The sequence below is a fragment of the Lamprocystis purpurea DSM 4197 genome, from assembly GCF_000379525.1.
Taxonomy (GTDB): Bacteria; Pseudomonadota; Gammaproteobacteria; order Chromatiales; family Chromatiaceae; genus Thiodictyon; species Thiodictyon purpureum.
Genome location: NZ_KB902520.1, coordinates 68,839 through 89,096 on the forward strand (window position 1 = coordinate 68,839; position 20,258 = coordinate 89,096).

At 63.6% G+C, this 20,258-nt stretch carries 16 protein-coding genes and 1 pseudogene; 11 read left to right on the forward strand and 6 right to left on the reverse strand.

What is annotated here, in order from left to right; translation table 11 throughout:
- Window positions 1-2 precede the first annotated feature (2 nt).
- Complete coding sequence (locus A39O_RS0121780) at window positions 3-1,175, forward strand: ABC transporter permease (RefSeq protein WP_020506787.1); 1,173 nt, start codon at window positions 3-5, stop codon at window positions 1,173-1,175.
- A 48-nt stretch (window positions 1,176-1,223) separates the two neighbouring features.
- Window positions 1,224-3,587, forward strand: a complete 2,364-nt coding sequence (locus A39O_RS0121785; RefSeq protein WP_020506788.1) for a phosphoketolase family protein — start codon at window positions 1,224-1,226, stop codon at window positions 3,585-3,587.
- 48 nt (window positions 3,588-3,635) lie between these two features.
- On the opposite strand, the gene A39O_RS0121790 is transcribed toward A39O_RS0121785, so the two are convergent.
- Window positions 3,636-3,854, reverse strand: coding sequence for a YgaP family membrane protein (locus A39O_RS0121790; protein ID WP_020506789.1), 219 nt, complete (start codon window positions 3,852-3,854; stop codon window positions 3,636-3,638).
- 424 nt (window positions 3,855-4,278) lie between these two features.
- A complete protein-coding gene (gene phoU / locus A39O_RS0121795) occupies window positions 4,279-4,947 on the reverse strand; it encodes a phosphate signaling complex protein PhoU (RefSeq protein ID WP_026199625.1) in 669 nt (222 codons plus the stop codon).
- Window positions 4,948-5,232: 285 nt separating this feature from the next.
- On the opposite strand from phoU, the gene A39O_RS0121800 reads away from it, so the two are divergent.
- Window positions 5,233-7,146, forward strand: coding sequence for a PhoX family protein (locus tag A39O_RS0121800; RefSeq protein ID WP_020506791.1), 1,914 nt, complete (start codon window positions 5,233-5,235; stop codon window positions 7,144-7,146).
- Between the two features lie 711 nt (window positions 7,147-7,857).
- On the opposite strand, the gene A39O_RS0121805 is transcribed toward A39O_RS0121800, so the two are convergent.
- Both A39O_RS0121805 and A39O_RS0121810 read right to left on the reverse strand, forming a co-directional pair.
- Window positions 7,858-8,586: an esterase family protein gene (locus tag A39O_RS0121805; protein WP_020506792.1), complete on the reverse strand. Its 729-nt coding sequence runs from the start codon at window positions 8,584-8,586 to the stop codon at window positions 7,858-7,860.
- A gap of 133 nt (window positions 8,587-8,719) precedes the next feature.
- Window positions 8,720-9,673: an acetylxylan esterase gene (locus tag A39O_RS0121810; RefSeq protein ID WP_026199626.1), complete on the reverse strand. Its 954-nt coding sequence runs from the start codon at window positions 9,671-9,673 to the stop codon at window positions 8,720-8,722.
- A gap of 152 nt (window positions 9,674-9,825) precedes the next feature.
- Here A39O_RS0121810 and ppk2 point away from each other — a divergent pair, with 152 nt between their 5' ends.
- Entirely contained in the window at window positions 9,826-10,746 is a 921-nt protein-coding gene (gene ppk2, locus A39O_RS0121815; protein ID WP_020506794.1) for a polyphosphate kinase 2, read from the forward strand.
- On the opposite strand, the gene A39O_RS0121820 is transcribed toward ppk2, so the two are convergent.
- Window positions 10,740-10,955 (reverse strand): TraR/DksA C4-type zinc finger protein, encoded by a 216-nt coding sequence (locus A39O_RS0121820; protein WP_020506795.1) that lies wholly within the window; start codon window positions 10,953-10,955, stop codon window positions 10,740-10,742. The two genes, ppk2 and A39O_RS0121820, sit on opposite strands and share 7 nt — an antisense overlap.
- A gap of 85 nt (window positions 10,956-11,040) precedes the next feature.
- Between A39O_RS0121820 and A39O_RS0121825 the strand changes: the two genes are divergently transcribed.
- Window positions 11,041-13,479, forward strand: a complete 2,439-nt coding sequence (locus A39O_RS0121825) for a response regulator (protein ID WP_020506796.1) — start codon at window positions 11,041-11,043, stop codon at window positions 13,477-13,479.
- A 434-nt stretch (window positions 13,480-13,913) separates the two neighbouring features.
- Here A39O_RS0121825 and A39O_RS0121830 read toward each other — a convergent pair whose 3' ends face one another.
- A complete protein-coding gene (locus A39O_RS0121830; RefSeq protein WP_040528446.1) occupies window positions 13,914-15,224 on the reverse strand; it encodes a DUF3422 family protein in 1,311 nt (436 codons plus the stop codon).
- 497 nt (window positions 15,225-15,721) lie between these two features.
- On the opposite strand from A39O_RS0121830, the gene A39O_RS0121835 reads away from it, so the two are divergent.
- The 6 genes and pseudogenes from A39O_RS0121835 to A39O_RS42865 all read left to right on the forward strand — a co-directional run bounded on the left by A39O_RS0121835 (window position 15,722) and on the right by A39O_RS42865 (window position 20,256).
- Window positions 15,722-17,152 carry a bifunctional enoyl-CoA hydratase/phosphate acetyltransferase gene (locus tag A39O_RS0121835; protein WP_020506798.1) on the forward strand — a complete coding sequence of 477 codons (1,431 nt, stop codon included), beginning with the start codon at window positions 15,722-15,724 and terminating at the stop codon, window positions 17,150-17,152.
- Between the two features lie 10 nt (window positions 17,153-17,162).
- Window positions 17,163-17,638 (forward strand): annotated as a pseudogene (locus A39O_RS42850) (acetate/propionate family kinase); the annotation flags it as partial.
- Between the two features lie 63 nt (window positions 17,639-17,701).
- Window positions 17,702-17,914 (forward strand): hypothetical protein, encoded by a 213-nt coding sequence (locus A39O_RS42855; protein ID WP_245561957.1) that lies wholly within the window; start codon window positions 17,702-17,704, stop codon window positions 17,912-17,914.
- A gap of 9 nt (window positions 17,915-17,923) precedes the next feature.
- The gene (fabI, locus tag A39O_RS0121845; RefSeq protein WP_020506799.1) at window positions 17,924-18,703 is read left to right on the forward strand and encodes an enoyl-ACP reductase FabI; all 780 of its coding nucleotides are present in this window, start codon (window positions 17,924-17,926) and stop codon (window positions 18,701-18,703) included.
- Between the two features lie 75 nt (window positions 18,704-18,778).
- Complete coding sequence (locus tag A39O_RS42860; RefSeq protein ID WP_026199628.1) at window positions 18,779-19,576, forward strand: DUF3141 domain-containing protein; 798 nt, start codon at window positions 18,779-18,781, stop codon at window positions 19,574-19,576.
- On the forward strand, window positions 19,576-20,256 hold the full coding sequence (locus A39O_RS42865; RefSeq protein ID WP_026199629.1) for a DUF3141 domain-containing protein: 681 nt from the start codon (window positions 19,576-19,578) through the stop codon (window positions 20,254-20,256). The genes A39O_RS42860 and A39O_RS42865 overlap by 1 nt, the downstream gene beginning before the upstream one ends.
- The last annotated feature ends 2 nt before the right edge of the window (window positions 20,257-20,258 follow it).

Here is a 20,258-nt window from a genome sequence, read left to right on the forward strand (position 1 = left end):
GCATGCCGCCACCCGATTCGGAGCCGGGGCGCTTGGCCGGTACGACGCTCAGTCGCAACGCGGCCAACATCTACCGTCTGGGCATCAAGGAGCTATGGAGCCTGGCGCGCGACCCGATGATGCTGGTGCTGATTGCCTATACCTTCACGGTATCGATCTATGTCGCTGCCACGGCGATGCCGGAAACCCTGCACAAGGCGCCGATCGCCATCGTCGATGAGGACCGCTCACCGCTGTCGCTGCGGATCAGCACCGTCTTTTATCCGCCGCGCTTCGACGCCCCGGTGATGATCCCACTGCGCGGCATCGACACGGGCATGGATGCCGGCGATTACACCTTCGTGCTGGATATTCCCCCGGAGTTCCAGCGCGATGTGTTGGCCGGCCGCTCGCCGGCCATCCAGCTCAATGTGGATGCCACGCGCATGAGCCAAGCCTTCACCGGCAGCGGCTATGTCCAGCAAATGGTGCTCGCCGAGGTGACCGAATTCGTCCAGCGTTATCGCGGCAGTACCCCTTTGCCTGTTGAACTGGCCCTGCGTATGCGCTTCAACCCCAACCTGGAACAGTCCTGGTTCGGCGCCCTGATGGAGATCATCAACAACGTCACCTTGCTGTCGATCATCCTGACCGGCGCCGCGCTGATCCGCGAGCGTGAGCACGGCACCATCGAGCATCTGCTGGCAATGCCGGTCACGCCCGCCGAGATCATGCTGGCCAAGGTCTGGTCGATGGGTCTGGTGGTCCTGCTCGCTGTCGCGGTCGCCTTGGTATTGGTCGTGCAGGGCCTGTTGCGTATTCCGATTGAAGGCGCGCTGACGCTGTTTCTGGCCGGCGCCGCGCTGCATCTGTTTGCTACCACGTCGATCGGCATCTTCATGGCCACGCAGGCCCGTTCGATGCCGCAGTTCGGCATGCTGGCCGTGCTGATTCTGCTGCCGCTGCAACTGCTCTCGGGCAATTCCACCCCGCGCGAAAGCATGCCGGAGTTGGTGCAGTACATCATGCTGGCCGCACCGACTACGCATTTTGTCGCGCTCGGCCAGGCGATTCTATACCGCGGCGCCGGCATCACGGTCGTCTGGCCGCAGTTCCTTGCGCTGGCCGGGATCGGCGCGGCCTTCTTTACGATTGCGCTCAGCCGCTTTCGCAGCACCATCAGTCAGATGGCCTGACCGCCCACCAACGACACAACAGAAACTGACCCATTGGACTATTGCGACATGATAACCAAGACCAAGCCGCTCGACCCGGACCTCCTGCGCAAGATGCACGCGTATTGGCGTGCGGCGAACTATCTCTCGGTCGGACAGATCTATCTCTACGACAACCCACTGCTGAAGGAGCCGCTCACCCTGGCGCATATCAAACCGCGCCTGCTTGGACACTGGGGCACCACGCCGGGCCTGAGCTTCATCTATGTGCATCTGAATCGCGTCATCAAGGACCAGGATCTCAGCATGATCTACATTGCCGGACCAGGGCATGGCGGTCCCGCGCTGGTGGCGAATGCCTATTTGGAAGGCACTTATAGCGAAGTCTATCCGAACATCGCCCAGGACGAAGCGGGCATGCAGCGGCTGTTCAAGCAGTTCTCGTTCCCCGGCGGCATCCCCAGTCATGTTGCGCCCGAGACACCCGGGTCGATCAACGAGGGGGGCGAGCTGGGTTACTCACTGTCACACGCCTATGGTGCCGCCTTCGACAATCCGGACTTGATCATTGCCTGCGTGGTCGGCGACGGCGAGGCGGAGACCGGGCCGCTCGCCACGAGTTGGCATTCCAACAAGTTTCTCAATCCGATCCATGACGGTGCCGTGTTGCCCATCCTGCACCTGAACGGCTACAAGATCGCCGGTCCCACGGTGCTGGCCCGTATCCCGCGCGATGAACTGGAGGCCTTGTTCCGCGGCTATGGTCATACCCCCTATTTCGTCGAGGGCGATGATCCGACCCAGATGCACCAACTCATGGCGGCCACGCTCGACACCGTGGTCGCCGAAATCAAGCGCATCCAGAACGATGCCCGTGCCGACGGCTTCAAGACCCGTCCCCGCTGGCCCATGATCATCCTGCGCTCGCCCAAGGGCTGGACCGGTCCGACCAGTGTGGACGGCAAGCCGACCGAAGGGACCTTCCGCTCCCACCAGGTGCCGATGGCCGACATGACGCATCCGGGACATCTGGAGATCCTGCAAGACTGGCTGAAGAGCTATCACCCGGAGGAGTTGTTCGACGCCACCGGTCGATTGAACGCCGAACTCGCGTGCCTGGTACCGCAGGGCGAGCGGCGTATGAGCGCCAATCCGCATGCCAATGGCGGGCTGCTGCTGCGCGACCTGCGGATGCCGGACTTCAGTGACTACGCGGTTGCGGTGCCGCGGCCGGGTGCCGTGAATGCCGAGGCCACCCGGGTCCAGGGCCAGTTCATTCGTGATGTGGTGAAGCTCAACCCGCAGACCTTCCGCGTCTTCAGTCCGGACGAGACGGCATCGAACCGCTGGGGCGCGATCTTTGAAGTGACTGACCGCTGTTCGACCGGACAGATCCTCCCCGGTGATGATCATGTCGGACCGGACGGCCGGGTGCTGGAGATGTTGAGCGAGCATCAGTGCGAGGGCTGGCTGGAAGGCTATCTGCTCACCGGCCGTCATGGCTTCTTCTCGTGTTACGAGGCGTTCATCCACATCGTCGATTCGATGTTCAATCAGCACGCCAAGTGGCTCAAGGTGTGCAATGACATCCCGTGGCGGCGCCCCATTGCTTCACTGAACTACCTGCTCTCATCCCATGTCTGGCGTCAGGACCACAATGGTTTCAGCCATCAGGACCCCGGCTTCATCGACCATGTCATCAACAAGAAGGCGGAAGTCATCCGGGTCTATCTGCCGCCCGATGCCAACACGCTGTTGTCGGTGACCGACCACTGCTTGCGCAGCCGCAATTATGTGAACGTCATCGTGGCCGGCAAACAGCCCGCCCCCCAGTGGCTCGATATGGATTCGGCCATCAAGCACTGTACGGCCGGTATCGGCATCTGGCCCTGGGCCAGCAACGATCAGGGCAGCGAACCGGATGTGGTCATGGCTTGCGCCGGCGATGTGCCGACGCTCGAAACCTTGGCCGCGGTCGCGTTGTTGCGGACCCATTTTCCCGAACTCAAGGTGCGGGTGATCAACGTGGTCGATCTGATGAAACTCCAGCCGCAGAGCGAACACCCGCACGGGCTGAGTGATGACGCGTTCGATGTTCTCTTCACCACGGACAAGCCGATCATCTTCGCCTATCACGGCTATCCCTGGTTGATCCATCGGCTCACTTATCGCCGCACCAATCACGGCAACCTGCACGTGCGCGGTTACAAAGAAGAGGGCACGACTTCAACGCCCTTCGATACAGTGGTGAAGAACGAACTGGATCGTTTTGATCTGGTCGCCGACGTGATCGATCGCGTGCCGCAACTCGGTCCCAAGGCGGCCTATGCCAAACAGGCCATTCGCGACAAACTGATCGAACACAAGCAGTACATCGCCAAGCACGGCGAGGATTTACCGGAAATTCGGAATTGGCAGTGGCAGGGGGATTGAAGACCACCGACCGGGCCTGGCGGCCCGGTCGGTGGACGACCCCGCGGCTTACTTGTCCGAGGGGGTAACGTCCTTGTTGGTGCTGTAGTTGAAGAGCGTATAGGCCGGGCAGAAGCGCAGGTAAGCGGTGCCGATGACGACCGCGCCGATCAGTCCGGACAGCCAGTTGTCGCCGCGAACGGCGCCGATGATCAGGAGGATGCCGACCGCTACGCGGATCAGGCGGTCCGTGTCGCCGATGTTGGGCTTGGTGATGTCTAGTTTCATGATAAGTACTCCAGTTGATGACGAGCGATGCTGGCTTCCGTGCCGGATCGGTTTGCGACAAGGTCGATAGGGACCCGCGCCGCGCTTCCGGTCTTTCCCTTCCGGCTTGTTACGGATGGGCGTTCCTGAGCGAAAAGGATTGGTAAAGGTTCGACCTGGTCTTCGCTCACATCCAAGGCGGGTGAAGGGGGCGGGTGGATATCCGGTGAATCCGGAATGGTCGCCGTGACCTGATGAGCGGAGGGCACCTTTGAATGCGTAATCTAGGCCGAAGTGGTCCTGTATTCAAGTGCGCTAACGAACTTAGTGGCTCATCAAGCTGGTGAGGACCGCACAGCGGGCCGCTGGATCAGGCCGCGATCTGTGGGGTCCGTGTCGCGGACTGACGGTCGTGCAGTCCACGCGGCGGCTGCGCCGAGCCCCGTCAGTCCAAATCAGGGATTTCGCCGGTAGCGATATACACTACGCGTTCGGCGATGTTGGTCGCGCGATCGGCGACACGCTCGAAATTGTGCGCGATCCACGACAGCGCAACACCCGGCGCCGCAGCTTCCGGATGCGCCCGGATCCAGTCGACGATGGCGTCGACGGCCGCCCGTTGGAGTGCGTCCACCTGATCGTCCCTGGCTGCCGCCTCCCGCGCCAGCGCCGCGTCGCCGCCGTCCCGCCCATAGGCAATCATGGCATCGCGAAACATCGCAAGCGCCGCGTCACCCATCTCCGCGATCCGTGCGGTCAGGTCGCCCGGCAGCCGCAGGCTTTCGTCGTGGAGTAGAATCCGTGCCACGTCGGCCGCGTAATCGCCGATACGCTCGATTTCCCCGACCATTTCCATGGATGCGGCGATGCTGCGCAGGTCCGGTCCAGCCGGTTGGTAAGCGGCCAAACCCAGCAGCGCTTCCTGTTCGAGGGCGCGGCGGGCAAAGTTGATGGATGCGTCGCCGGCGACGATCTCGCGGGCCAGCGCAAGATCCTGGCTGCGCACCGCCTCCAGTGACTGTTCCAGGGCCAGTCCAACTTGCTGCGCGAGATCGGCCAACCCGTGCTTCAACGACTCACGCTTTTTCTCGACCAACAATCTGGTGTGGATCATGGGGACGCTCTGGGGTGGTAAGGCGCTATCGGTGTGGACGCGGATCGCTATCCACCATAGCGGAGCGGCTTTACGGTTTTGTTACCATCGGCGCGGTGGTGGCGCCCAGCGCGCGTGGCCCGTTGCCGCGACCTGCCCGCCCCCAATCGTTGTGAGCCGGAGCCGGGTTGAAGCATCGGACCGAAAGCAGGTGCGCGTTGGTCCGCGGTAACACGCCCGCAACCTACGAGCGCAGCCAAGGCGTTAGGATGGTCTCCAAGATCGTGTTCAATCCTGGAGGTTCTCATGCGCATCCGTGCCCTCGCCCTCGTTCCCACCCTCGCGGTGGCCTCTCTGAGTTCAGTGCCGGTCGCGGCAGTCTGTCCCGGCGGTGCAGCGCCAACCAAAGTGGAATTCACCGGCATGCCGGCGCCGGCCACCGCCGACGACAAGGCCGACATCTATACGCGTGCCACGCTGCGGATGACCTGTGCCGACGGTCAAACGACGGCGGTTCCGCTGAGTTACCACCAGATCTTCGCCACCACCGACCGCGTCGGCGACGCGGTGGTCGGCGGGTTGTTCACCGCCGCCGGAGCACCGCTGACCGACCGGGACGGTCAGTTGGCTTCCGACAGCCCGGATGGGACCTCGCTCATGCAAATCGCGGGTCTGACCGTGCCCGGCGCTGCTGGCCATCCGCTGGCGCTGGTCACCCAGTTCGAGTTTCGTGAATTGCCCCCGAATGACGGCAGCAGCACCGGGTCGTTCTGGTCCAAGCTGCCCGCCACCGTCGGGTTGACCCTGCTCGATCAGGACCCGGCGAGCGGTCGGCTGACGGCCAAGCACTATGGGGCGATCGATTTCTCCGCAGTCCATGGCGGCTGGATCCACTGTGGTGCCACCCTGTCCCGCTGGAACACCCACATCGGTTCCGAGGAGTACGAGCCCGACGCCAAGGTCCACGGCGGCGGCGCCAAGGCCGCGGGCTCGGATGACAAGACCGATATCGCGAGTTTCAGCCGCTATTATTTCGGCGATCCGGCCGCCGCCAACCCCTATCATTACGGACTGCTGCCGGAGATTACCGTGGCCGCGGATGGCACTGCGCGGGTGGTCAAGCACGCTGCCGCCGGCCGTTATGCCCGCGAGATGCAGATCATGGCCGCGGACGACCGCACCGCGATCAGCGGCGACGACGGCAAGAACACCGGGCTCTTCATGTTCGTCGCCGATCAGGCGCGGGACCTCTCGGCCGGAACCCTCTATGCCGCCAAACTCACCCCGGCCGACGCGGCCGACGGTGACCGTTTCAACCTGCAATGGGTGCGCCTCGGCCATGCGAGCGACGCTGAGATCAAGGCCATTGTCGACCGGGGGATTCGCTTCAGCGACCTCTTCGACGTGGCCGAGACCGACCCGAATGATCCGAGTTTCACCAAGGTGTTGACCTATAACGGCACCGAGTGGCTCCGACTCAAGTCCAGCACCGCCTTCGACGTGGCGCAGGCCGCCGCCTTCCTCGAGACCCGCCGCTACGCCGCGCTCCTCGGTGCCACCACTGAATTCTCCAAGATGGAATACATCGCCTACAACCCGACCGACAAGCGGTTCTATATCACGATCTCGCGGGTCGAGGCGGGCATGGTCGACACGCAGGGCGCGATCCGGCTGCCACCCAACGACGGCGGTATGGTCTTCGAGATGGCGACCGCCGAGGGCCAACAGGACACCCGCGGCACCGCGATCGACAGCGCCTATGTCGGCGTCAGCCTGGCGCCCATCCCTGAGCTGACCGGCGGATGGCTCGGCAAGGACAAGCTGGACGCCGAGGGCAATGGGTGCAGCCAGGACCGGATTTGCGGTCCGGACAACATCGTCTATGCCGATGCGATCCGCACGCTGTTCATTGGTGAGGATACCACCAGGCGTAACAACAACTACCTTTGGGCCTTCAACATCGACACCCGTAAGCTTGCGCGCATCCTTTCGGTGCCCATGGCCGCCGAGGTGACCGGCCTGACGCTGGCGCCCGACTACAATGGTCACGCCTATCTCATGGCCAACTTCCAACACCCCGGTGACGAGAGCATCAAGGCCTATCAGGGTTCTGACAAGGCCGAGGTCGTCGGCAAGATCGATGCGAAATGGGGTGATCGCAAAAAAGCGGCAATCGGGTATATCGGTACCGCCGAGGGCGCTTTGCCGGCATTGCAGTGAGGGGTAGTTAACGCGTCAGAAATCGGTTAGAAAACGAATGCAATCGTTGTCGTTGTCGTTGTCGTTGTCGTAATCGTAATCGGAGAAGCACTTTGGGCATGAGCAGCCCGATGCCTATCCGGTTACGATGCCGGCAACGCTCGGAGAGCGAAATGGCGCGGTGCGAGAGAACCCGGGCGGATAGTATAAATTCGATTACGACAACGACAACGACCGAGACGCCAAAGGCGTTTCGGCCTTGAGCACGGTTCCGGCCACGGGAGATCGTAGGGTGGACAAGCGTAGCGCAGTCCACCAGCGGCGGCGCGGGATTCGGTGGACTGCGCTAGCAGCCTGTCGGACTTTAGGCGATTTCCGAATAAGACGCTATCAAGAATCAAGCTCCGTAGGAGCCCGCTTGCGGGCGACGTGACCTGCCGGAATCGNGTCATTGNGCCCCACCCGTCGCCCGCAAGCGGGCTCCTACGGGTTGGATTTTTCGCGGAAATCACCTTACGTTAGATTGTGGAGCAACAAAAAGCCTTTATGTTGACTCATACCCTAATCCTAGGGGCTAAGTCCGACAGGCTGCTAGCTCTTGTCCACGGCCTCCCACGCGGAAGCCGTCGCGTGGCGCCACCGGCCGCTGGAGCGGCCGGACGGCATTCCCACGCTGGAGCGTGGGAACGAGAAAAGCGTGGGAACGAGAAAACGGGAAAGCGATCTAAGCGCTCACACATACAGCGGCGCCATCTGCCGCCAATCATGGCCTCGGTGGGCGCGTCCCTGCCACTCGTGCAGGGCGTGCCCGATGCCCTTCTCCCATAGCAACCTGCTCAGATAACGATTGTTGTCGAGGAAGGGGTCCTGGTCGCCGATGACCAGAACGATGTCCATGCGCCGCAGGGCAGCGAGCCGCTCCGGGCAGTGGAGATTGGCGAGATATTGGGCCGGGGTATGGAAATAGACCAGTTCATCCCGGTGCCCATTGAACAGGTCGCGGAAGCACTCGACATTCAGGGTGAGATCATAGCGCCCGGAGAAGGCCGCGACTTTCTGGAAGAGATGGGGGTGGCGCAGTGCGATATTGACGGCATGGAAGGCTCCCAGGCTGCATCCGTGAGCAATGGTGCAAGGATGACGATTCTTCATCGCCATCAGCGGCAGCACTTCGTTGAGGATGTAGTCCTCGAAGGCGCAGTGGCGGCGGATGCGATCCGCGGGGTGGCACCAATCGCAGTAGAACGACTCCCAGTCGACACTGTCCACGCAATAGATTTGCAACTGGCCCGCCTGAATTTTGTGGGCCAGGGCCTCGACCAGACGCAGGTCTTCGTATTCGTGGAAGCGCCCGTCGCGGGTGGGAAACACCAGTACTTTTGCACCGGCATGGCCAAAGACCAACAGCTCCATGTCCCGGTCGAGCCGGGCGCTGTACCAACGATGGTATTCGCGATTCATGATGACCTGCCTGGTGGATATCTCGAACGGAAACAGACGGATCTTAGTCCTCCAAGGTTGCGATACCGTGAACCGGGGGTCCGGTGTGTCCGCGCGGCCGGCTTGGCCGGCCCGCCCGCGTTGCACACTCGGGTCAGAGCGGTCCGAAGAAGGCCCACAGCTGGGACAGCAGATTCTGTTCCCGCCGCGCCCGGTCCGGATAGTCGAAGTGTCCGGCCGGCAGTACGAACAGGCGTTTGTCTCCCCGGATGGCGTTGTACACTGCGAACTGTCCGGGCGGAGCGACGGCCGGATCGAACCGGGCGGCGGCCAGGTGCATGGGTTGCCGGATGTACCGGGCGGCGACGGCCGCATCGTAGTACGCCAGGGTCGTTTGAACGTCGCTCCGGGTCCGGGCGTAGCGCTGAACGGCAGCGGCGCTGCCGACGCTCGGCAGGGTGAGGCGCAGGGGTTGGTGGCCGAAACTGGGCACGTTGAGGTGACCGCGACCGATCCGGTGATCCCAGGCCAGGGCCATGGCCCCGATACCGCCGCCGAAGCTGATGCCCAGGTAACCGAGGTGCCCGGCCAGTTCGGGGAATAGCCCGAGCAAGGCCGAGATCCCGGTCCAGAGGTCGTCCACGCAGCCCCCGAGGATATACTGATCCCGCCGATCGATGTCATGGAGCACATGCCAGGAGGGGTCGTCGGAAATCGGCGGCCGACGGCTGCGACTCAGGCCCCGGAAGCAGGGTATCAGGTAGGCCCCATCGTCACGGGGGAGGTCGAGCGGCGGACGGTCGACGCCGCCGTAGCCGTGACCCAGCACGAAACCGCGTCGCGGCGGCGCGGCGGTGGGTGTCAGGAGCCAGCCGCGGATGGGAAAAGCGCCGGTCGAGTCGTATTCCAGGTCATAGACCCGGAAGCGCGGGTGGGCATCCGCCGAGGGACGCAACCGTGGGTTGGGTGTGATCGCCGTCGCGCGGTCATAGCGGGCACGCCAGAACGCGACGAAATCGGCCGGCTCGGGCGGAGGCTCGACCGCCAGCAGGTCATCCAGGCTGTAGCCGTAACCGGGATCGAAAGGGAAGTCGTGGGCAAAGGACATGAGGTGAAACAAAACCGTCATAAATCGGCGTCAGGGACGATGATACAGTGTTATCACGGCAATGGCAGGCGTACCGGGGCCTGGGATGATGCGATCTTGGACGGTGCGCCCGCCGCACAGCGTGCAACCCCCATCAGGAACGGAGCGACCGAATGAGCATTGATGAGAAGCAATTTGACGGCATGGATTGGATCAAGGCCGAACTCGAGGACAGCTTTGATGAAGACTTCGAGCTGGAGTTGTCCGAACCGGCGATCTCCATGGAACTGCGAAAGCTTTACAAGCGCAAACACCCGGCGACCCTGGACCGCCTGACCTATTTCAAGGCGTTGCTGACGCTGCAGGCCGAGCTCATCAAACTGCAGGACTGGGTGGAGCACACCGGTGAGAAGGTGGCAGTCATCTTCGAAGGGCGGGATTCGGCGGGCAAGGGCGGTGTCATCAAACGGATTACCCAGCGCCTCAACCCGCGGGTCTGTCGGGTCGTGGCGCTGGTCAAGCCGACTGAGCGCGAGCGCACCCAATGGTATTTCCAGCGCTACGTGCCGCATTTGCCGTCCGGCGGCGAGATCGTGCTGTTCGATCGCTCCTGGTACAACCGTTCCGGCGTGGAGCGCGTCATGGGCTTCGCCTCACCCGATCAAGTAGAGCAATTCTTCCAGGACGTGCCTGAGTTCGAGCGGATGCTCGTCCGCTCGGGCATCCGCCTGATCAAATATTGGTTCTCGATCACCGACGAGGAACAGCAGTTACGCTTCCTGATCCGGATTCACGATCCGCTCAAGCAATGGAAGCTCAGTCCCATGGATCTCGAATCACGGGTGCGCTGGGAACTCTATACGAAGGCCAAGGAAGAGACCTTCGCGCGGACCAACATCCCCGAGGCGCCCTGGTTCATCGTTGAAGGCAACGACAAGAAGCGCGCACGGCTCAACTGCATCCACCACCTGCTCGAGCAGATCCCCTATGAGGACGTGCCTCACGAGGAGATCACCCTGCCCGAGCGGGTCTTCAACCCGGATTATGAGCGTGCGGTGTTACCCCCGGAGTTGCAGGTACCGAACCGTTACTGAAGCCGCTCATGTCGCTCCTGACAACGTGTGCAGCGGGTCGCGTTCGGCACGTGCAGCAAGCGCTTCGCAGGAATCTCGCAGCCACAGTCCAGGCAGGTTTCGCGACCTGGTGTGCGGCTGGTGCGCGCGCGAATCGCGGCGATTGCCAGTTCGGTCACTTGGTCGATACGACACTGTGCAAGGTCGAGTTCGTCAGCAAAGCGTTCCAATGTAGCCGTCTCCGGGTCTGTCGTTGCGAACCCAGAGCATCGCAGACGGATGTGACAACCGTATGACTCTCACTACCAGCATTTCATGCATATTCGAACCAAGCTCGCCGCCGGGCTGATTTCCATCCTGTTCGTCAATCTGGCCGTTGGTCTTCACGGGTTCTCCTTGCTGACTCAGGCGTCGGACCGCGAGTCGAGAATTTGCGAGACCAGTTCACTGATCGTCACCACCGCACTGGTGGCACAGGTTCAGTTCAAGAAGCAGGTGCAGGAGTGGAAAAATATCCTGCTGCGAGGGCCTGAGGCCGGTCTGTTCGATGACTATTTCGGTCGCTTCGAGCAGGAGGAGCAGCGTACGCGCGAGACAGTCGATCAACTGATCCGGTTACTGGCCGGCGCTGGGCAGTCGCAAGCGGACGCCGGCCGTTTTCTGGAGGCGCATCGGCGACTGGGCGAGGACTACCGCGCCGCGCTCGCACTCTATCGCCCCCAGGAACCGAGTTCGCAACGCGAGGTCGATCGGCGGGTGCGCGGCATCGACCGGGAGCCGACCGACCTGATCGATCAGATCGTGACCGACGTGCTTGGCCACAAACAACGAACCCTGGCCGCAATTGACGACGCGACGGGGATCCTGGAGCGGCAGATTCTGGTCTTGATGGTCGGGGTCATGAGCGCCGCGGTCATCGTTCTCCTGTGGCTGATCGATCGCACCATCGGACAGCCGATCGCCATGGCCACGGTGATCGCACGCCGGGTCAGTGCCGGTGATTACTCCACCCCCATTCAGGTGAGCGGCATCGACGAGCCCGCGCAAATGCTGGCCGCGCTCAAGACGATGCAGGAGAACGTGACCGGTGCCTTGAAGCGTCTGAGTGAGAGCGAGGCCCGGTTCCGGCTGCTTCTGGAATCGACCGGCGAGGGCATCTATGGGGTCGACGCGGAGGGTTGCTGTACCTTTTGCAACCCCGCCGCTGCACGAATGCTCGGCTACCGGGCGCCGGACGACCTCCATGGCCGCAATATGCACGAGACCGTGCATCATTCGCAGGCCGACGGCACCCACTATCCGGTCAGTCGCTGCCAGGCCGCGGTGACCTATCGCGAAGGAATCGCCGCGCGGGTCGACGACGAGGTCTTCTGGCGGGCGGACGGCAGCCGGTTCCCCGTCGAATACGAGGCCAACCCCATCCATCAGGACGGACGTCTGGTAGGCGCGGTCGTCACCTTCTTCGACATTTCAGCACGCAAGGATGCGGAAGCGGCCTTGCGCATGGCGCATGACGCGTTGGCGCAGGAACGAACCCAACTGGCCGAACGGGTGCGTTGCCGTACGCTGGAGCTCGACCGCGCCAACGCGGCGTTGGCTCGCACGGCACGGGCGAAAGACGAGTTTCTCGCGGCCATGAGTCATGAACTGCGCACCCCACTCACCTCCATCCTCGGGCTTACCGAGACCATGGCCGACGGTTTGCTCGGTCAAATGAGCAAACAGCAGGACCGGGCCGTCCACATCATCCATGAGAACGGGACCCACCTGCTCGATTTGATCAATGATATCCTGGATATGTCGCGGGTGGCTTCCGGGCAGATGCAGCTCCACTGGGATCAGGTGTCCCTGACGCAACTCTGTGACGCCAGTCTGCGGCTGATCGGCCCCGCGGCCAAGTGCAAGGCGTTGACCGTCTCGACGACCCTCGACCCCAGAGCCTGTCTGGTGCGGGGCGACAGTCGCCGACTCAAGCAGATGCTGGTCAATCTGCTCGGTAACGCGGTCAAGTTCACGCCGTCGGGTGGAGCGATCGGGTTGGATGTTACCGCGAACGTGCAACTGCAAGAGGTGCGCATCGGCATCTGGGACACGGGCATCGGCATCCCCGCCGACCAATTCGACCGCCTGTTCCAGCCCTTCGTCCAGTTGGACAGTCGGCCCGCGCGCCAGCATGACGGCAGTGGGCTCGGATTGGCGCTCGCGTCCGCGATGGCGGAACTGCACCAAGGCCGGATCGAGGTGCAGAGCGAAGTCGGGCGGGGCAGTCGTTTCGAGATCGTCCTGCCCTGGAATCCGCAGGCCCAGACCGCCGACCAGCTCGCCCAGGAACCGGACGTAGGCCGCGATCTGGACGCCGCTGCGCCGCTGCCGCGGCGTTCGCATGTCCTGCTGGTCGAGGACAATGAAAGTACCCGGGAGATGCTGTCGGCGTATCTCCGGCTGAAAGGCTGTGAGGTCCTCACCGCCTCTAACGGCATCGATGCCATCGCGCTGGCCCGCGAGCAGCATCCCGATCTCATCCTGATGGATGTCCAGATGCCCATGATGGACGGACTGGAGGCCACCGTTCTACTGCGCGCGGACCCGGCACTGCGGCGCATACCCATCATCGCGCTCACGGCACTCGCCATGCCGGGCGACCGGGAGCGCTGCCTGGAGGCGGGTATGGACGATTACCTGAGCAAACCGCTCGGCCTCGCAGAGTTACACCGCACTGTCATCTCCTGGATCGATCGTACCCGCGCGGTTTGATTGGGGGTGTTGAGCGGCGACGATTCCTGTGCTGATTTGCGGCGGGCGTCGTCCACCTGAGCAGGTCTTGAGCCGCAACCTCGCTTGTTTCCGCAAGGTTGCATCGGATGGGTCTCGCTTCGCTGTGGTTCGCGATGCCCAGGCGGCAGCCGCGCCCGATGCGGTTTCCAGCTCCAAGCCGGTCGGGGTATGCCCCATCAACCGCGGCGGGACGGGGCATTCGCCCCGTCCCCAACGTTTTACCCGTGGCCGAGCGTTGATTGGAACCGGCAGGTTCGGAGAAAACGTTGACCTCCTTGCGCCGGCTCGGCGGGATGCCGCCGGTCCCGCTTGGCGCCGGCGGCGTCTCCTGTCAGGGCAGGTACCCGAGCGCGCCGGGGCGGGGGGGCGAATTTGCAGATCGAGGATACCGCTCGCGCCAGTCGGCACGACCCTCAGTGTCCCGCCGCTCCCGCTTCCCGCGCCGACCGCCGCTTGACCAAGCGCAGCCCGAGCCAGGCCAGGCCGACGACGAAGGGCAGCGCGATGCCCATGCCGAGCGACGCGTCGACGGGGAAACCGCCTCGCTCAAGCCCCTTGAGCGCGTAGCCGATGAGCCCCAGCCCGTAATAGCTGATCGCGATGACCGAGAGCCCCTCGACTGTCTCCTGGAGGCGTAACTGCAGGTGCGCACGGCGATCCATGGATTCCAGCAGTTGACGATTCTGCTCCTGCAGTGAGACCTCGACGCGGGCACGCAACAGGCTGGTCAGTCTGGCCGCGCGCTCGGCAAGATCGGTCTGGCGCAATTGCGTCGACTCGCAGGTGGCGACTGCGGGTGCCAGACGGGCGTCGAGAAACTCGGTAATGGTCTGCAAGCCTTCGATGCGTTGCTGACGCAGTTGTTCGAGCCGCTGCCGGACCATTCCGTAGTAGGCACGGGAGGCGTCGAAGCGGTAGGTCGTGCGTGCCGAGATCTCCTCGATCTCGGCCGCGAGATGGGTAAGTTCAGCCAGCAGGTCGCTCTCGAAGCTTGGCTCCGCCGATTTCCCCCGGTTGGACATCCGCGCTGCCAGCAGCGCCAGTCGACGATCGGCCTCGCTGAGCGTGGGGGAGACTTCACGCGCCAACTGAAACCCGATCAGGGCGAGCGCCCGGTAGAAGTTGATTTCCAGTATCCGTTTGGCGAGTCGTCCGGCCTGATTCTTGGACAGGCTGCAGTCGCGCACCAGGATGCGTACGAAACCATCGGTATGGATCTTGAAATCCGTCCAGACGCGTGCCGACCCGCCAACCGCCTCGGAGCCGATGACTGGATTGCCGTCGAAGATCTCGGCCAGCGCATCGCTGTCGCGTTCCGGCATCGTACAGGAATCGACGGCCATCGCGACCGCGGACATCACCTCGCCCGGCAATTCACTGAGCCAGTCCACCGGGAGTTCCTGGAGCACGGGTGCGACGAAGGGATGCGCATAGGCGCCTTGCTTGCTGAAGGTGTAGGTGACGAATTCGGTGTGACGCTCCCAGCGCACGCGCATCGGCCCCAGGTCGGCCGAGTAGTGCTGATCGATCGTTTCCGGGATCGGCCGTCCATAGAGACCCAGCAGGCGCTTGAGATGCTGGACCTGGCGGCCGGTCTCGCGCTCACCGCACACGACGGTGAGGTGGGACACCCGTTCCGGAGCGCGGAGCGGTTCGAAGGTGCGGGCGTGAAGCTCGGCCGTGACGATGCGGCGGAGCGGATGCTCTCGGAAGACCAGGGACATGATGTGGATGATCCGTATTGGGATGCGCGCGTCACCCGGTTGACTGACGAACGGCATGAATTGAATGGGGGAGAGTCAGCGCTTGGTCGGCAGTGCAGTTGGTCCGGAGCGGGACACCGACGGGGTCTACTCACCCAATGGAATAAGGTTACAGGTTACGAACCTGAGTGATCGTCTATGCGGTCACAGGATCGCTGCGGAATGCATCGACGAAGCGTTTGACTGATCTTACCGTGAGCGCCGAACGCATCTCTTCCGGTCAAGATCATCGCAGACCGATGTGACGCCGGTATGACGCGTCGTGTTCCCATGCCCGATCGTCGGGTCTATCGTAATGAGGTGAATCGACCGGGGCGCGCCGGTCGAGTCGTTCTTCACCCACTGGTCACACCACGGTCACTCAAGGGAAACGCGGGATGATTATCCTCTGTTGCAGTGCACCATCGCAACCGTGCGCCGGCTTGCCCTGACCGCGAAGCGACCCCAGCGAGGAATCCATGACTGCCGACTTCATCGAGAATCGGACCTTTGACGAGATCCAGACCGGACAGAGCGCTGAGCTTCAGCGCACCCTGACGCGGGACGACGTGGCGCTGTTCGGCAAGGTCTCCGGCGACCTCAACCCGACGCACATGGATATGGCCTATGCGCTGGAAAGTGGGGCCAAGGGTGTCGTGGGGCATAGTTTGTGGGCCACCAGTCTGATTTCCAGTCTGTTGGCGAACGTGTTGCCCGGTCCGGGCACCACTTATCGCAGCCAGAGTTCCAATTTTCACCGGTCGGTCGAGCTCGGGGACACCCTGACGGCCCGTATCCGGGTGCGTGAGCGGCGCGATGACCGGGTCGTGGTCTTCGATTGCGAGGTCCGCAATCAGTCGGGCCAGCCGGTGATGGACGGGGTTGCGGAGGTCGTGGCACCGGCCGAGCGCATTCGCGTGCGGCGGCTCGAGACCCCCGACGTGTCGGTCCATCGCCACGACAGCTTCGGTCTCTTGTTCGACGCGGTGACGGCCCTGGAGCCGGTGCCCACCGCGGTGGTTCATCCGGTCGATCAGGTTTCGCTTCAGGGCGCCATGGAGGCAGCCGCAGCCAACTTCATCCGGCCCATCCTGGTGGGGCCAACCGCCCGCATCCGCGCCATCGCCGACGCCTTCGCGATCGATCTGGGCGGCACTGAGATGATCGATGTCGCCCACAGCCATGCCGCGGCCGAGCGCGCCGTGGCCCTGATCCGCGAGGGGCGTGCCGAGATTCTGATGAAGGGTAGCCTGCATACCGACGAGGTGCTAAGTGCCGTGCTCGACAAGGTCAACGGCATCCGCACCGCGCGGCGCATCAGTCATGTGTTCGTCATGGATGTGCCGACCTATCCCAAGCTCCTCCTGGTGTCCGACGCGGCGGTCAATATCGCCCCCGATCTGGAGGCCAAGGCGGATATCTGTCAGAACGCCATCGACCTCGCCCGCACGCTGGGAGTCACCTTGCCCAAGGTTGCGATCCTGTCCGCGGTCGAGACGATCCGGCCGAAGATCCAGTCCACCTTGGACGCCGCGGCGCTCTGCAAAATGGCCGACCGCGGTCAAATCCAGGGCGGGCTCGTCGATGGCCCGCTGGCGATGGACAACGCCATCAATCCGGAGGCGGCGCGGATCAAGAAGATCGATTCCGCGGTCGCCGGGGTCGCAGATGTCCTGATCGTGCCGGATCTGGAGTCGGGCAACATTCTGGCCAAACAGCTCATTTTCCTGGCTAACGCGGAAGCCGCCGGGGTGGTGCTGGGCGCGCGGGTGCCGATCGTGCTGACCTCCCGGGCCGACAGCGTGCGCACCCGCCGCGCCAGTGCGGCCGTGGCGGTGCTGCACGCGCACGCGCTGCGTCAAGGTTTGACGCCGAAGGATCTGCCCAAGGAATTGGTCAAGGGGAGCTGAGGAAGCTGTCATGAACGACCTGATTCTCACCCTCAACGCGGGTTCATCGAGCATCAAGTTTGCGCTCTACGAAGTGGTCGACAACCAGCCGGTGGAGACCGTGAAAGGCCAGGTGGAGGGGATCGGCACCGCTCCTCACTTCGTTGCGAAAAACCCGGCTGGGGCGCTGCTCGCCGAGAGTTATTGGGAGCGGGTGGCCGCCGGTCAAGGCCATGCCCGCGCCTTCAAGCAGATTTGGAGTTGGTTGGCGGACGCGGCGCAGGGCCGGCAAATTCTTGCCGTCGGGCACCGGGTCGGCCATGGCGGCGAAACATTCGCTGACCCGGTGCTGATCGACGCGCGGGTGCTGGAGATTCTGACTGGTCTGATCCCGCTGGTGCCGCTGCATCAGCCGAACAATCTGGCGGCCATCCGGGCGGTGGCGGCAGACCATCCGCAGTTGCCGCAAGTCGCCTGTTTCGACACCGGTTTTCACCGCGGACGGCCGCGGGTCACCGAACAACTCGGTCTGCCGCGGGCGCTCCTGGAGCGCGGCGTCAAACGTTATGGGTGGGCGAAAACGATGCGGCGATTCGCGCCCGGGTCTGTCGGGACGCCGCCTGGCTGGGGATCAAGCTGGACGAGACCGCCAATCAGCAGCGCGGTCCGCGGATCAGCCCCGCGGGTGCCACCCCCTCGGTCTGGGTCATCCCCACCGACGAGGAGGCGATGATCGCTCGTCATACCCTGCGCGTGGTGCGCGGTCACTCGGCAATCAACTAGGAGTTACTGATGCTCGATTCAGATTATTTCAGCCTTGACGGCAAGAAGGGGCTGGTGCTCGGCATTGCGAACGAGCACTCGATCGCCTATGGCTGCGCCCGCGCCTTTCATACCCTGGGGGCGGCGCTGGCCGTGACCTATCTCAACGAAAAGGCGCGTCCCTATGTGGAGCCGGCCGCCGCGGCCGTCGACGCCGAGATCTTCCTGCCCTGCGACGTGATGGTGCCGGGCGAACTGGAATCGGTCTTCGCGGCCATCCGTGAGCGTTGGGGCCGGCTCGATTTCGCGGTTCATTCAATCGCCTTCGCGCCGCGCGAGGACTTGCAGGGTCGGCTGGTGGACTCCTCGGCCGATGGGTTCGGGTTGGCGATGAATGTCTCTGCCCATTCCTTTCTGCGGATGGCCCAGTTGGCTGAGCCGCTGATGACCGAGGGCGGTTCACTCTTCGCCTTGACCTTCTACGGGTCGGAAAAAGTGTTGCCCACCTACCACCTGATGGGTCCGATCAAGGCCGCCCTGGAGGCGGCGGTACGTTACACCGCGGCCGAATTGGGGCCGCAAGGGATCCGCGCTTATGCGCTCTCACCCGGTCCCTTGCCGACCCGCGCGGCATCCGGCCTCAAGGGCTTCGATGCCCTGATGACCGCCGCCCGTGAACGCGCGCCGCTGGGCCGGCTGGCGGAAATCGACGACGTGGGGGCGGTTGCCGCCATGCTCGCCACCCGCACGGGCGCCATGCTGACCGGTCAGACCATCTACGTGGACGGGGGCTTCCATATCACGGGCTGAGCGTCTCTGCCCTGGGTCGTGTGGAGCGCCCTGTGGTCGTTCCGTAAGCACCACCTCGACTGACCGGAGTCCCCCATGCACAACGTACCCGATTTCTCCGAGCGGCCTGAGGTCGCCGACACCTCGGCCGAGCTCGGTCGGTCCGTCAGCGACAGCGGCGACGCTTACGAACGCCACGCCAGGGACCTCAGCACCATCGCCGGGGCGCACGGTGAGCGGGCGGCGCAGACCGCCGCGGCGAATCTTGAAAAGAACCTGGACGCCTGGGCCAAGGTCACGCAGGCGCTGACCTCGCCGCAGAATGCTCCGCTGCTGGCCCGACAGTGGGCGGCTTATCTCATCGATGCGGCGCAGCGTGCCGTGCTGTTCAACGATGCGATGCGCCAGCGCGGCAACTACTTCATCGCCCATGAGCAGGGCGCGGACAAGACGGTCCTGAGCTGGGCGCATACTGTCGTCGTCGACGGCAGCACGCTGGAGCGTCCGGTCAACTACTCCCTGGTCCGCATCGTTGCGCCGGAGGGGATCAAAACACGTGAAGACGGCCGCCCCTACATCATCATCGACCTGCGTGCCGGACACGGTTCCGGGATTGGCGGGTTCAAGCAAGAGAGCGAGGTCGGGGTCGCCATCCACCAGGGTCACCCGGTCTATTTCGTGACCTTCACCCGGCTGCCCCAACCGGGGCAGACCCTGGCCGACGTGACCGCCGCGGAGGCCGATTTCGTGCGCGAGGTCCGCCGCCGTCATCCCACCGCGCCCAAGCCGATCGTCATCGGTAATTGCCAGGGCGGCTGGGCCGCCATGCTGCTGGCGGCGACCAACCCGGATATCACCGGTCCGATCGTCGCCAACGGGGCGCCGCTCTCCTAATGGTCATCGAGGCAGCGATTGGCGAAGGGGTCGAGAAGCGGTTCCATGTTGCCTTTCGGGAGCGCACCATCCCGGAAGTGATCGCCGAGTCGGGGGGGGATGACTCGGATCAACCCTTTGCCGCGGTGGCCCGCTACTCGGAGCTTGCCACTGAGTTGTATGACCTGACCCTGGGTCCGGTGGTCCGCGCGACAAGTCATCAGGCAACCGCCGAACGGCTGGCGGCGACTAACCCGATGCGTGTCCAGCGGGCGCTGCACAGCGACAGCAATCCGTTGATGCAGCCGATCGCTGCCTTGGCCGAACAGGTGCGTGCAGGGCGTCAGGCGGCGCCTGCCGACAATCCCTTCCGGCAACTCGAGCAGGTCGGTGCCGATCTGGTCACGCAGTGGTGGGATGGGGTCAGGGACCTGCAATACGCCATGATCGAAAGCAGCTTTCACCTGATCTGGGCGGCGCCTCCGGTCACCGCCCTGGGCCGTTGGCTTCGGTCCTGGGTCAGGATCTGCCCGCAGCGCAGTCAGTGCCCGATAACCTGCGCAAAATCGCTTGAGGCACGGCGAACCCGCGGCTGTTGCGGAGTGGTGAAACCTCGCGGTCGCGCGGTGGACGCGGAAAAAGCGCTTCGCCCACCGTTCGACTTTGGATTATCCTTCGCGACACCGGTCGGTTCGCCCTAGCT